Here is a 13907-nt window from a genome sequence, read left to right as displayed (position 1 = left end):
GAGGAATGGAGGATCGGACATGAAAAAGATCATCGTGGCAGCATCGCTCGCGATCTTGCTTGGCGGCGCGGCGATTGCGCAGACTGGCACCAAGGGATCGTCGACCTCAGGCGGCGCCTCGTCGGGAACGCTGCCGCAGGCGCCGGTGGGGCACCGCCAGCCGCGCGCGGGCGACGTGCCGAACGAGAAGAATTTGAGCGATCCGAACAATCCCGTGAACAAGGAAGATGCTCTGCTCGACAAGAAGATCAAGAGCATCTGCCGCGGCTGCTAGACCACATCTGCGGCGCGGCGGGCAGGGCGCGAACAGCATCGCCCCGCCCACCTGTTGCCGCGGTTAAGCGGAGCGCTCGTGCAATCCGGCGCGCGCGGTGTTGCGCCGGATCTCGACCGCATCGGCGAGCTGCTCGAGCACGGTTGCCGTGGTCGCCCAATCGATGCATCCGTCGGTGATGCTCTGGCCGTAAGTCAGCGGCTTGCCCGGCACCACGTCCTGGCGGCCGGCGACGAGATTGCTCTCGATCATCACGCCCATGATGCGGTTCTCGCCGCCCGAGATCTGGCCGGCGATATCGGCCGTGACCAGCGGCTGGTTTTCCGGCTGCTTGCTCGAATTGGCATGGCTTGCATCCACCATCACCAGCGGCGCGACACCGGATTTCGCCAGATCGTTGCAGGCCGCCGCGACGCTCGCCGCATCGTAGTTCGGCTTGCTGCCGCCGCGCAGGATGACGTGGCAGTCTTCGTTGCCGGCGGTCGAGGCGATCGCCGAGCGGCCGAGCTTCGTCACCGCCATGAAATGATGCGGATGCGAGGCCGACTTCACCGCGTCGGCCGCGATGCGCACATTTCCGTCGGTACCGTTCTTGAACCCGACCGGGCAGGACAGCCCCGAGGCCAGCTCGCGATGGATCTGGCTCTCGGTCGTGCGCGCGCCGATCGCGGCCCAGGACACGAGGTCGGCGATGTATTGCGGCGTCGTCATGTCCAAAAACTCTGCGCCGGCGGGCAGGCCCAGATTGTTGATGGCCGAGAGCACGTTGCGTGCGAGCCGCAGGCCCTTGTTGATGTCGAAGCTGCCGTCCAGATCCGGATCGTTGATCAGGCCCTTCCAGCCGACCGTGGTGCGCGGCTTCTCGAAATAGACCCGCATCACGATCTCGAGCTGGTCGGCGAGATCCTCGCGCAGGGCGGCGAGGTGCTCGGCATATTCGAGCGCGGCCTTGGGATCATGCACAGAGCAGGGGCCGACGACGACCAGAAGCCGGTCGTCCTGGCCGTTGAGGATGGCATGGATGGCGTTGCGCGCTGCCATCACCACGCGGGTGGCCGTGAGGGTGCGCGGGACCTCCCGCATCACATCCTCAGGCGTGCTCAGCTCTTTCAGTTCGCGGATACGAAGATCATCGGTCGTGCTCAGCACGGCGGGCTCCTGTCTGTTTCTCGAACCTGCCGGCCAATAAAAAAGCCGCCAGGTCTGGCGGCTGTTCGGACGTTTGCTTCAATATTCAGATTGAGCGCGATCCTCCTGCCGCCAGCGAGCTGTCGTAGCTAAAGTACCAAAAATAGCTGGTGGCGACGGTGATCATGGCCGGCCATATAGCGCGCCGTCGGAGGGTTGTCACCCCCCAATCGGCGTCAGGGGCTTTGAGGCGCCTCAACTGTTGCTTTTGCGCGCCGCCAGGGCCATGCCGATCAGGGTGGCGCCGCCGAACAACAGGTTGATGCCGACCAGCACGCCGATGGCCCATTCCGCCGAACTGGGCAGTCCCGCGATCACCATGAACGCGATCGCGATATCGACGAGGCCTGCGATCAGCAGCCAGGACCAGCGGCCGCTCAGCTCGCGGCGGTGCTCCAGCGCATACATGATGGTGGTGACGCCCTCGGCGAGGAAGTAGGCGCCGAGCACGATGGTCAGCGTCAGCACGGCTTGCATCGGCCGTGCTAACAGCAGCATGCCGGCGAGCACGGCCAGCGCCGCCGAGATCAGCGACCACCAGAAGCCCGGCGTAGCGCGCGCCCAATAGGTCACGATCAATCCGCCGATGCCGCTGATCAGGAACATCCAGCCGAGAAAGATCGTGATGGCAAGGCTTGCGAGCGGCGGCAGGATCAGCGCGGCGATGCCGAGAACGGCGAGCAAGATGCCTTCGAACAGAAAGGCCTTCCAATGTGCCTTCACCGCCTGGCTCATCGCGGATTGCATCCGTGAAAACTCATCGGGCGATGTCATCGGCAAGCTCCAGATCGAAAGATGTGCGCTCAATCTAGTACGCACACGCCATGCTTGCCATCCCGCGGATCAACCGCCGCCGTGCGCTGACGAAAAACCTTCGCCACTGGTGCGGATGCGGTTGCGGCCGAGAACGTAGATCGCGGTCGTGACGACCAGCAGCGCAAGGCCGAGCAGGATCGAGACGAAGCCGATCGGGATCAGCGCCAGCGTCAGATTGCGCTCGGGGTTGATGAGCCAGTGGTGGATCGAGGTCAGGACGAAGGCGAGGCCGAGGAAGCCGACGCCGCCGCCGGCGAGCCACAGCGCCCACATCCGGCGCAGCTGGCTGAGCCGCTCCCGCGCGATATCGGTGCGGGGCGCGTGATGGCGCGCGACGCGCCGCACCAGGCGCATGGCAAAGGCGATCGAGCTGAAGCCGATCAGCAGGCTTGCGGCGCCCAGCCACATCCGCAAGGTGGGATCGAGATCCGGCAAGTGCTGAAGCGCGAGCAGCGGGAAGTCGAAGGCCGAATGCAGGGCGAGCGGGCCTGCGAAAATCAGGAGGCGGCTTGAGAGGCGGGACCAGTCCCGATGATGGCGGTTCGCGCCTAGCGCCGTGCCGGCGCGCGCGATCGTCAGATAGGCGCCTGCAATGATGCCGAGCGCGCCATGGAACGGCACGGTGAGAACGCTGCGCAGCGCCGCCAGCGACCGCCACATCTCGGCATGCTGGACCAGATAGGCGAGGTTTTCGTAGGCCGCGAAGCCGAGGCCGACGGCAGCGCCATAGACCACGGTGTCCATGGGGTTGGCGAAGGTCCGCCGCTTGGTCGAGGAGACCAACACGATGGCGATCACCTTTACCGCCTCCTCGGGCAGCGCGACGCCGAAGACCGAATGCATGGCGAGTGCCGCCCACGGATTGTCGGGCGCCGCGACCATCTTGGCGAAGGGGGCCCGGGCGAGACCCAGCAGCGAGATGCTGGCCGCGCCAAGCAGGAAGGCGGTCCAGACCTGGGCCGGCGGCCCGGGGCGTTCCTCGGCGGCAATGACAAGCCACAACATCAGCAGCGCCGGGGCGATGGCGGCCGTTCCGATGACGGTGGGTAACGCTTCAATCAGATACATCGGCGCCGAAAATAGGTTCCCTTGGTCCGCTTATCTACGTTTCCCGATGCGACCATCTGTCATGCGCCTGCTGTCCTGTTGCTTAACAAGGGCGACAGCTGGCGTTCATCAGGGCCCCAAAGTGTAGAATATGAGCGCAATCAATTGCATGACAGAATCACCTCGACGTCGACCGTAACGGCTGCGCGCCCGTCACCGGATCGCGATTGATAAATCAAATCAAGGCAATGTGCGGGTTTCTTCGATTCACGATGCACGTGCGCAAGCGGCGAGTCCAGAGGCGGAAATTTACCTTGCTCGGGGCAACTCGCAGGCTTCCACCCTCAGTGGGTCGTGAATGGCGGCGGAGCATCTGGCGTGATGTCGAAGGCCCCGAGGTGGAATTCCTCGCCGACGGTCTCGTCGGCCTCGACATGGTGCGCAAGCAGCGTGAAGGCAGCTTGCGGATATTGCTTCCAGATATCGAGATCGCCGGCCGTAATCGTGAGCCAGCCGAACGTGTACATGTAGCGCCCGGGCTCGGTGACCCGGCCGACCCTGTCCCAGGTGATCTTATCGACTGTGATCTTATCAACTGTGGTCTTGTCGACTGCCATCCGGTCCCCCGATCGCAAGTCTGCAAATGACGCCCGGCACGCGGCACGGACCCTTAAAAGCTGATCCCGCAATGGGGCCGCGATAGGGCAGCAGTACGAATTGCTTTGGCCGGCTTCAGGCCGGCTGCGGCACGGCCTGCCGCACGACCAGGCGGACGAGGTCGTCCCGGTCCTGCTTCTCGGTGAACTTCACCGCAAAGCCATTGTCGAACTTGCGGATGACGCGTCCAACGCAGGCGCCGACCGCAAGCGGGGTCCCGATCGGCGGGTCGTATTCGCAGGAGATCGCGACGCCGGCCGTGGAGACGTCGATGATGAAGCAGGGATGGATGCTGCCGTCGGCAACCGTCAGGAATGTGTGCGAGCCCTGCGGAACGAAGCGTGCGTCACGTCGCAGCTCCTCGATGCTGTCGTCCTTCTGCTTCTTTTCAAGCCAAGTCAGCTTTTCCGACATCCAGGCGCGGCGAGCCCGCGTCATGTCGAGCTCCATCAGGAAGCCCGATTTCAGCGTCGCGCTGATGGTGCACTGGAATTCGCCGAAATCCTGGAAATAGGAGGTCACGCGCTCGCCGATCTTGCCGACGACAGGCACGTCCACGATCATGCGGAAGGGCGAGACGCGCTTGGTGCGGCAGGCGAAGTTTCGCAGCTTGCCGTCGCAATCGTACCAGCGATGCAGCGAATAGCTACCGCTCACGGTTACTTCCACCGCTCGCTGCCTGAGGAACTCTGCGACGGACATTGGGCCCCAATCGTGTTTCGGATTGTCTCCGTAATTCCACGGTAGCGATCAAATTCTAAGCAAATGATACCGGCGCTCAGGAGCAGGGGTAAATTTCCGGTAAATGACCGGGTCGGTAGTGTGCCGGGGTAAGCGGCAAAACGTCCCGACTATCGGGCGGGCGCGTTCACAACCACATCATTGCGGGCGCCTTGTCCGAGTTGAACGGTGGCATTCAGACAGGCCCGTGCAGCCCCACCAAAACCAGCGCGCCAATGGCCAAGGCGAGCTTCATCACCTTCCAGGTCAGGCTGTCCCACCTGATCTCCAATCCGAGCCATGGCAACGCGCGCCGCATCGCGCGTGTCGCGAGCGCTTCGACGATGACGACCGCAAGGGCAATGCCGGCGATGAGAGACCAGGACGGCTCGGCCGGAGGCATCCATGCTGCGAGCCATTCGGGGACCAGGTCCCGCAACGACACGAGCAGCGCGAACCATCCGAACAGGGAGACGAAGCCCTTGACGATCTCGGGTCCGATCGCTCCCGGCTCGAACCGGATCCCGATCGTTGCGAGTGCGCTTTCGATGCGCTCGCCGTCGGTCAGGAAGATGAACGCCCCGAAGTAAAACGGCACGCGCAATTGCAAAAGGAACGCGACGATCGCTGACAGGACGGCGTAGCCATAGGCGTCGCCCAGAATGTCCTTCGCGGCTTGGGGCTGCGGCACCGATCTGGTGCGCGCCATGTGCTCCAGCATTTTGGCGCGTCGGTCCGGCGAATACGGCGCCGTACGCTGTATCCAGGCCGGGGGCATGGTCACAGCCGGCGGGGCGCCGGACTGGCCCTCCGGGGTAGATTTGCGCTGCTCCATGAGGCCGACCCAGGTCTTTCAACATCCATGACGGCGCGGCGACAACCGCGGTCTTGGGTTCCGCGGGGGGCGGTCCCATACGCACATTTGTCGGAAGTGGGGACCGGGCAGGTTCATGGCAAAGGGACGGATTCTCGCCCAGACGCAGCCCTTCAGCGATCAGGCTCGGACCCGAAGCGATTATTTCAATAGATTGCCATGACGTGCCGCGTTGTGGCTAAGTGCGAACGCGGATCCAGACCTCGGATGTCAGGACGACCGTGGTTCAAAAACTCGAATTCCTGCCTAGACTTGAGTCGTTGCGTGGCCTGGCTGCGGTTTCTGTCGTCGGCTACCATGCGTTCGGACAATTCACCGACACCTATGTCACAGGCATGGCGCCGGTGGTGCTCTTCTTCGTGCTGAGCGGCTTCGTGCTATCGCGCTCGCTGGCTCGGAACGACGACATCGCGGTATTCCTGCGTCACCGGATTCTCCGGCTGTTTCCGGCGGCGATTGCGGTCGTAGTGCTGCTGGCCGCGCTGCACGGGGCATTCGGATTCTATCTGGGCTTCGGGCCTGATTTTTCGCCCTTCAACGTGCTGCTGAACGCCCTGATGATCCGGCACGACATCAATGGGCCGATGTGGTCGATGACGGTGGAGTGCTTCGCAACACCGGTCATCGTTCTGGCTTTCCTGGGCGGCCGGCGTTTTGGCTCGCGCGTCCTGATCGCGGCGAGCGCGGTGCTGTTCGGGCTGTCGTTCATCGGTCCATATGTGCACCTGCTCGGCGGCTATACGAACCTCGCACCTTTGTACGCTTTTGTGCTTGGCGTGACGCTGCACTTCTCGGGACGCCGCCTCGTGGAAGGTATCGGCGATCGGCAGATGGTGGTGGCTGTCGTGGCCGGTGTCCTGTTCCTCTATTGCGGTCTGCAAAAGCAAACCGCGCCGATCATCTTGCTCGAAGCCTGTTCATCCGGGCTGCTGGTCGCGCTGATCGCGTTTGGGGAGCCGCAGCGCGGCTTTCGTTTGCTGGGTCAGCCGGTGATCGGCTTCTACGGCCGGATATCCTACAGCTTCTATCTCTTCCACATGATCGGCTTGAGCGTTGCGGTCCGCATCAGCGCCATCGACGGCTGGCCCATGCTGTCGATCCTGTTGAGCATTGTCATCGGCGTGCTGTTGACCACGCCGATGGCGTGGACATCCCGGCGGTTCATCGAAGAGCCGTTCATCGCGATAAGCCGAAAATGGCGCGACCGGCGAGGTGAGGTTTTCACGACGACCTGAAGACGTCCAGCGCGGTCGTTAGCCTTCGCCCGCGCCGATATGGCGCGTTCGGTCAGCATCGGATCGTCGCTGAACGGGGGCCGAATTTCTGGCGCGCCGGATGACGTTCCTGTTGAAGTCCCGCTGCAGTTGCGCTTGAGTAGCGGCAGGTTCGGGGGGACTTTTTTATGTGTATTTTTATGTCTGCGGCGCCTCGCGCCGCGGTTTCTGATGTCGCGATAGATCGTCATTCGAGCCGGCCCGACGAGGCCTGCGTCTTGTCATGGACATGAATCCGCCAGATGGCGCTCCGGCACTATATGGTCGCGCGCTCGAGCCGGTGGGCGAGGGAGGAGTTTTGCTCGGCCACGGTCGTCGTTCCGGCGCGTAACGAGCGCGGCAATATCGAGCCGGCTGTCCTGCGGATGCCGGACTTCTGCGGCGACATCGAGATCATCTTCATCGAAGGCCATAGCCAGGACGGCACCTTCGAGGAGATGGAGCGGGTCAGGCAGGCGTATCCCTCCAGGGACATCAAGGTGATGCCCCAGCCGGGCAAGGGCAAAGCCGACGCCGTCTTCACCGCGTTCGATGCGGCGCGCGGCGACGTGCTGATCATTCTGGACGCCGACCTGACCATGCCGCCGGAGCAGATTCCGAAATTCGTCGAGGCGCTGCTGTCGGCGAAGGGCGAGTTCGTCAACGGATCGCGCCTGGTCTATCCCATGGACGAGGGCGCGATGCGCTTCCTCAACTTGATCGCCAACAAGATCTTTTCCTATCTGTTCTCCTGGCTGCTCAATCAACGCTATACCGACACGCTGTGCGGCACCAAGGTTCTGCGCCGCAGCGACTATCAGCGCCTGAAAGCCGGCAAGGCCTATTTCGGCGATTTCGATCCGTTCGGCGATTTCGATCTGATCTTCGGCGCCTCGAAGCTCAATCTCAAATCGGTGGATCTTCCGATCCGCTACGCTGCGCGCACCTATGGCGAGACCCAGATCTCCAGGTTTCGCCATGGCTGGATGCTGCTGAAGATGGTGGCTTTCGCTTTCCTCAAGATCAAGGCGATCTAGGCCGTGGGAGCCACGGGCGATTGCCGTTTTCCTGACACGCGCTTGAACGGGAGGATCAGAACATCGCTGATCATCATCGTGCCGTCATTGTATCTGGCGGCGACGTTGCTCTATTCGGCCTGGCAGGCGGTCTGGGGCGTCCAGGTCGATCCGGAATCGGCCTACACCATGAACGGGCTCGTTGCGGCGGCCGGATTTGGCTCGCTGAAGTTCGATCATCCGGGAACAACGACGACATTGCTCGTCGAGTTGGTCATCAGGGCTGGGCCTTGGTCGCCCGGCCCGATGATATCGTCGCGTTCGGGCTCAAGCACTACGATGCGATCACCTACGCAGCGCGGACTTGCGAGGCGCTGGTTCTCTCGGGCGCGTTGCTGGCAGGCGGGCTCATCGTGGGCCGGACGACGCGCAGCGCCATTGCCGCGGTGCTGTTTCAGGCCGGAGCGTTCGTTCATCCCGATGCGTTTCACTTTCAGACGGTGCTCGCTCTGGAAAGCCTCATGGTCACGTTCGCCCTGTTCGGCATGGCGATCGTGCTCAAGGCTGCGCTCGACGAGCGACCGCCGGCGACCAGCCTTGGCGTCGTGTCCGGATTGATTTTCGCGCTCGGGTTCTCGACCAAATATCTCTACCTGCCGCAGGCATTGTTCGCCGTGTGCCTGATCAGAAACCGGCGGGCGTTCGTCGCCGCCCTGATCACCGGGACCATCGGCTTCGTTGCCTTCAGCCTGATCTTCAATCCGGGCACGATCACGCGCGGGTTCGGATGGCTGATGCAAATCGCAACCCACAAGGGACATTACGGCGAGGGCGAGACCGGATTCATCGACTTCGCGACGTTCTGGTCCAACATGCGCGAGATCATCGCGGCCGTGCCGCTCGCGGCGGGCGCCACCATCGCAGCCGCGGCCGCAACGCTGGCCTGGTGCATCAAGACGCGGGACTGGCGCGATCCGGTCAGCCTCACGCTCAGCGCCGCTGTCCTGATCTTTGCAGCGTACCTGGTGGCGACGTCGAAGCATTTCGCGCTGCATTACATGATGGCATCGTGGGCCCTGACGGGCGGTGTCCTCGTCCTGGTCGCGGTGCAGATCAGGCGGCTGATCCCGGCGATCCCGGCGACCGCTCTGAGCCTGCTGGCGGCCGGTCTATGTGCCGCGACGGCCGCGGTGACGCTGATCGAGGCGCGCGCTGTCGCGCTGCAATCCTCCAGCTCGAATGCGATCGGGGCCAGGCTCTCGAAGGCCGTGGCCGCGGCCGGTCCCGCCTGCGCCAACGTCTCCGGCATGTTCGTGGGGGCGCCGGAGAACGATATGAACCACGGCTGGGACATGACACTGCAGCTCTGGGGCGATCAGGCGATGCGGGAGAGGTTCTCTGTTGCCTATGAGCGCGCCTTCACGGTCGCGCTGCTGGACCACAACACCTACACGCACGTCCTGAAGAACAATTTTCGCACCGCCAGCTACGCCAAGCTCGCCGCGGACTATCCCTGCATCATCGTCCGCTCACCGTGGGAGCTGAACGAGGACACGTCGATCGGACTGCTGGCGCTCAATCCGGATCATTGCGTGATCGAGGGGATCCACGTCTACAGCGTCGGCCTTGCCTGCGCGAAGGTGCGCGAGAGCTTCCTGGGCGAGCGGTGAGGGCAATGGGGGATGCTTGGCGCTCCCTGGCGAAGAGCGATATTCGAACAATTTCAACCGGTTTGCCAGTTTTTGGAAGCCGAATCTGCACACTGATACACATAGTCTATTTCGGTCTATTTCGGCTGTTGGCAACTTTTTCCTGCAGCGCTGCCGTGTTTTTCTTGCGCGGACACGCTGCACGAACGAGCGTGGAAAGGAACTGAGACCAACAAACGTCTTAAAGGAGGATCTCCCATGGCTTGGCTCTTCCTGCTCGTTGCTGGCCTGTGCGAAACAGCCTGGGCGATCGGCCTCAAATACACGGAAGGATTCTCGCGCCTGCTACCCACAATCGGAACGGTCGCGGCTATGGTGGCCAGTTTTGGATTCCTCGGCCTGGCCTTTAAGTCACTGCCGGTCGGTACGGCGTACGCGGTGTGGACGGGTATTGGCACGGTCGGCGCCGCGGCGCTCGGCATCTATCTTTTCAATGAGCCCGCGACCTTGCTCAGGCTTGCCTGTATCGGCCTCATTCTCTCGGGCGTCGTCGGACTGAAAATCACCTCTTAGCCCGCGTGGCGCGATGTGGGTCTCACGGAAAGTCGGCGCTCAGAAATAGCTTTCCAATGTGCCGCGCCGCCGGATGTCGAGCGTGGCGCAGTGGAAGGCGCCGCCAAATGCGGCGTAGTGCAGGAATTCGCATGGAATCGGCTCGAAGCCCCATTTCTCCATCGCACGCATTGTTCCCGTATGATGTGGGTCGACGATGACGCGCTTCTCGTCCACTGTTAGGACGTTCATGCTGAGCCATTTCCCGCACAGCGAAGTGATCTTGAGCATACGATCGGCGATCGAATCGGGCTCCGGGGCCACAAGGATGTCCCATTTTTTCAAGATGGCCGGAAGACGACCGACGTCTATGTATTCGGGATTGATCAGAATCTTGCCGGGCCCAAGCGGCAATATGGTGGTATCGATGTGCATCGGATTGGGACAGCGGCTCTCGATCTCATGAATGCGATAACCATCGCCAAGGTGGCGACGCAGCCATTCAATACCGGACGCATTGGTGACGTTGCTGCGGGTCACGAATAGGTCGCGCCCGCAGCGAAAGAAATCGGCGGCATCGAAGACCGGTTCAAATTCGGTCAGGATGTGTGAGATCGGCTCGCCTTTCTCGGGGACGCAATACTCCGGATCGAACAGCTCGTCCGTCAGTTGCGGCCTCGGCGCGGCGGTCCAGCGCGCGCCACGTCGGAAATAGTCCTTCAAGATCGGACGATAGGAGTGGGTCTCGAAGTAGCGACACGGCCACGCCATCGGCGTTTCGATGATCTCGTCACCGATCACAAGCATGCTGTCGCGCGGGCAGGAGTTGCAGAAGCCGTGTGAGGACCATTCCGGCGTACTGAAGCGTTTCCTGTGATCGACGGCTTCCGGCCGCCTTACCACAATGCCCAACGACTGTAACAGCGCAACAAACCCATCAAGCTCGCGCTGTGCCGGTTCGATCATGATCTTTGGATAGTGGAAGCCTGCGAACAGCGACTGGGCCCGTGCAGCCACGCCCGGGATATTGCAGGTGACAACCGGATGATCGGACGGGATGACTGCACCCTCGAGCCTTCCGACGATCACTTCCTCGAGCGGATCCCACTCGTTGTACGAGTTCACTGGAGAGATTTGCCCCAATGAGGCGGTGTCCGGGCCGGCGGCGCGCGTGACCACGTCCATTGCATGGAGCCTCCGCGCTACAACAGTCGCGAGCCCCGGAGGTTCCAATGGCAGCCGAGACGCGTCGGCGGACGGTGAGCTGGAACAAGAACACGGTCTTCGGGAGTTTCAAGGTGCCGTGATTTTCCTGCACGGAACCTATCGGAACGTCAGACGTTCTTTTCCGCGAATGAGCAGCGCCATTGCCCGGGCGCAGCAAGCGCCGAGGCGTTTGGTTTGCGCGGGGAGGAACGCTCATGAGACTCACCCTTTCAGTCATTAAGGCTGACGTTGGCTCCGTTGGCGGACATACGAAGCCGTCTACACACATGCTGGCGACTGTCGATCGCGAGGTTGGGAAAGCGATCGCCAATGGTCTTTTGATCGACGGCTTTGTCTGCCACACCGGCGACGACATTGCGATCATCATGACGCACACACGGGGCGAAGGGAGCTCCGAGGTCCATCAATTCGCCTGGAAGACTTTTCTCGCGGCCACGGCGGTCGCGAAGACGTCCGGTCTCTACGGCGCGGGCCAGGATCTTCTCGCAGACGCACCTTCCGGGAACATTCGCGGTGCTGGTCCGGGCGTCGCCGAACTTAGCTTCGATCACAACCTCTCGGGTCCGAGACCCGCGGAATCGTTCATGGTGTTCGCCGCCGACAAGTGCGGCCCCGGCGCCTACAACCTGCCGCTCTACCTCGCTTTCGCCGATCCCATGTATTGCGCGGGGCTGATGCTGCCCCCGATGATCAAGGGATTCCGTTTCCATATCATTGACATGGACAACACAGCCGGCGACAGCGTGATCGAACTCGACGCGCCCGCGGACAACTACCACATTGCTGCGCTGCTCCGCGACAACGAGCGCTTTGGCGTTGATCGCATCGTTTCTCGAACGCATGGCGAGGTCGCCGCGGCCGTGTCTGCGCAGCGTCTTCACGCGATCGCAGGCAAGTACACCGGCAAGGATGATCCGGTCGCGATTATCAGGAACCAGGGAATTTTCCCCGCGCCCGAGGAAATCGTATCGCCCTTCGCCAAGGCGCACTTCGTCGGTGGCGATGCACGGGGCTCGCACGTGATGCCGCTGATGCCGGTGCCGCTCAATACACCGGTGACCGGCATGTACTGCCTGCCGATCGTTTCCTGCGCCGGCTTTTCGATGGACAAGAATGGCCGCTTTGCCGAATCCTATACCGATTTCTTCGACAACCTAGCGTGGGATGAGGTGCGCCGGTGCGCACAGCGCAAGGCAATCGAGATGCGCAGCCAAGGCTGGTCCGGCGCTGCGATGCTGCCCTATTCCGAGCTGGAGTATGGCGGCTTCCGCGACACCGTATCCGCTCTGCTGCAGCGCTTTCGGTTGCGAGGGGAGCGCGAGCCTGAAGCGGCCGAATAGAGAGCGTGCGACACGGGCGCTATTGCGACATGCTAGTACTAGGAGATGGGCGTGGCGAGAAAACGCATCGGCATTCTCACCGGCGGCGGCGATGTTCCCGGCCTCAATGCAATCATCAAGACCGTGACTTATCGCGGCAGCGAGGACGACATCGAAGTTGTCGGGCTCCGCCGCGGTTGGGAGGCCCTCACGCATCTGAACCTCGACGACCCCGCCAGCACATCCCACTACGTCATCCCGCTCAACCGCGAAAATACGCGCATCATCGATCGGCGCGGCGGTACCGTGCTGCACTCGAGCCGCACCAATCCCTCAAAAATGAAAAAGCGGCCCGATCATCTGGCTGGCCAAAACTTTCCAAGCTCGGAGAGTACCAAGGGCGGCGTCGCAACCAAGACCTGGGACGTCACCGGTCAGGTATTGGCGAACTTATCGGGGCTCGGCATCGAACACCTCATCGCCATCGGCGGCGACGACACACTTAGTTATGCGGACAAGCTGAACGGACTCGGCGTCAAGATCATCGCGATCCCGAAGACGATGGACAACGACGTCCGCAACACCGAATATTGCATCGGCTTCTCGACCGCGATCACCCGCGCCAGCGATGCTATCCAGCGGCAGCGCACCACTGTCGGCTCACACGAGCGAATTGGAATTTTCCGCATCTTTGGCCGCGATGCCGGATTTACGGCGCTCTATTCCGCATACGCGACCTCGATCCGATGCGTGGTACCGGAGTACAAGGTCAATCTCGACAAGCTGATCCGATTGCTGCTCGAGGAGAAGCGTGCCAACCCAAGCAACTACGCGCTGATCGTGCTGAGCGAGGGTGCCGAGTGGGAGGACTACAAGATGCAGGAATACGGCGAACCTGACGCCTACGGTCACCGCAAAAGGATGAGCGTGGCCGAAGTGCTTGCCGACGAGATCAAGCGGCGCGCGGGCGAGGAGACCATCGTCTCTGATCTCACCTACGACCTGCGATCGGGCGATCCTGACTTCATCGACAAGCTCGTCGCCCTGACTTTCGGCAACATGGCCTATGACGCCATCCTCGAAGGCAAGACCGGCCTCATGTCGGCGCTGGTCGATGGCCGCTACGACCTTGTGCCTATCCCCGACGCCAGGCTCGGGCCGCGCAAACTGGACGTCGCCAGCACATACAACACGGAGCGCTACCGTCCTCTCTATTCCAACAAGCGTGGGCTGCCGATCTTCCTCAACCGCGCGTCTTAGGGTGGCAGACGCGGAGCAGATGTGCGCGGACATCGATACAAGGCTCGTCTGCCGA

General features: G+C 62.3%; 13 protein-coding genes and 1 pseudogene. 7 read left to right on the top strand and 7 right to left on the bottom strand.

Annotated features, from left to right (window positions below; translation table 11 throughout):
- The first annotated feature begins 19 nt into the window (after positions 1-19).
- On the top strand, positions 20-274 hold the full coding sequence (locus tag JJC00_RS21510; RefSeq protein WP_200467952.1) for a hypothetical protein: 255 nt from the start codon (positions 20-22) through the stop codon (positions 272-274).
- 63 nt (positions 275-337) lie between these two features.
- On the opposite strand, the gene JJC00_RS21505 is transcribed toward JJC00_RS21510, so the two are convergent.
- The 6 genes from JJC00_RS21505 to JJC00_RS21480 form a co-directional block, all read right to left on the bottom strand.
- Positions 338-1423, bottom strand: coding sequence for a 3-deoxy-7-phosphoheptulonate synthase (locus JJC00_RS21505; RefSeq protein WP_200467951.1), 1086 nt, complete (start codon positions 1421-1423; stop codon positions 338-340).
- A gap of 234 nt (positions 1424-1657) precedes the next feature.
- The gene (locus JJC00_RS21500; protein WP_200467950.1) at positions 1658-2236 is read right to left on the bottom strand and encodes an HdeD family acid-resistance protein; all 579 of its coding nucleotides are present in this window, start codon (positions 2234-2236) and stop codon (positions 1658-1660) included.
- Positions 2237-2305: 69 nt separating this feature from the next.
- Entirely contained in the window at positions 2306-3346 is a 1041-nt protein-coding gene (locus JJC00_RS21495; protein WP_200467949.1) for a PrsW family glutamic-type intramembrane protease, read from the bottom strand.
- Positions 3347-3669: 323 nt separating this feature from the next.
- Entirely contained in the window at positions 3670-3942 is a 273-nt protein-coding gene (locus JJC00_RS21490; RefSeq protein WP_200467948.1) for a hypothetical protein, read from the bottom strand.
- Positions 3943-4057: 115 nt separating this feature from the next.
- The gene (locus JJC00_RS21485) at positions 4058-4684 is read right to left on the bottom strand and encodes a PilZ domain-containing protein (RefSeq protein ID WP_200467947.1); all 627 of its coding nucleotides are present in this window, start codon (positions 4682-4684) and stop codon (positions 4058-4060) included.
- Positions 4685-4898: 214 nt separating this feature from the next.
- A complete protein-coding gene (locus JJC00_RS21480) occupies positions 4899-5537 on the bottom strand; it encodes a hypothetical protein (RefSeq protein ID WP_200467946.1) in 639 nt (212 codons plus the stop codon).
- 260 nt (positions 5538-5797) lie between these two features.
- Between JJC00_RS21480 and JJC00_RS21475 the strand changes: the two genes are divergently transcribed.
- The 4 genes and pseudogenes from JJC00_RS21475 (at position 5798) to sugE (ending at position 10067) form a co-directional block, all read left to right on the top strand.
- Positions 5798-6811 (top strand): acyltransferase family protein, encoded by a 1014-nt coding sequence (locus tag JJC00_RS21475; protein WP_200467945.1) that lies wholly within the window; start codon positions 5798-5800, stop codon positions 6809-6811.
- A gap of 272 nt (positions 6812-7083) precedes the next feature.
- Positions 7084-7866: pseudogene (locus tag JJC00_RS21470) on the top strand (glycosyltransferase family 2 protein); the annotation flags it as partial.
- A gap of 269 nt (positions 7867-8135) precedes the next feature.
- Entirely contained in the window at positions 8136-9515 is a 1380-nt protein-coding gene (locus JJC00_RS21465; protein WP_200467944.1) for a hypothetical protein, read from the top strand.
- A 237-nt stretch (positions 9516-9752) separates the two neighbouring features.
- Complete coding sequence (gene sugE / locus JJC00_RS21460) at positions 9753-10067, top strand: quaternary ammonium compound efflux SMR transporter SugE (RefSeq protein WP_200467943.1); 315 nt, start codon at positions 9753-9755, stop codon at positions 10065-10067.
- A 39-nt stretch (positions 10068-10106) separates the two neighbouring features.
- Here the strand turns inward: sugE and JJC00_RS21455 are convergent, their stop codons facing one another.
- A complete protein-coding gene (locus JJC00_RS21455) occupies positions 10107-11231 on the bottom strand; it encodes an amidinotransferase (RefSeq protein WP_200467942.1) in 1125 nt (374 codons plus the stop codon).
- Between the two features lie 236 nt (positions 11232-11467).
- Between JJC00_RS21455 and JJC00_RS21450 the strand changes: the two genes are divergently transcribed.
- Positions 11468-12613, top strand: coding sequence for a fructose-1,6-bisphosphatase (locus JJC00_RS21450; RefSeq protein ID WP_200467941.1), 1146 nt, complete (start codon positions 11468-11470; stop codon positions 12611-12613).
- Between the two features lie 45 nt (positions 12614-12658).
- A complete protein-coding gene (locus JJC00_RS21445; RefSeq protein WP_200467940.1) occupies positions 12659-13852 on the top strand; it encodes a 6-phosphofructokinase in 1194 nt (397 codons plus the stop codon).
- Positions 13853-13907 lie beyond the last annotated feature (55 nt).

The organism is Bradyrhizobium diazoefficiens, assembly GCF_016616885.1.
In the GTDB taxonomy this organism is placed as follows: Bacteria; Pseudomonadota; Alphaproteobacteria; order Rhizobiales; family Xanthobacteraceae; genus Bradyrhizobium; species Bradyrhizobium diazoefficiens_F.
Note: the sequence above shows the minus strand (reverse complement) of the source record. Positions and strands in the feature narration are given on the sequence as shown.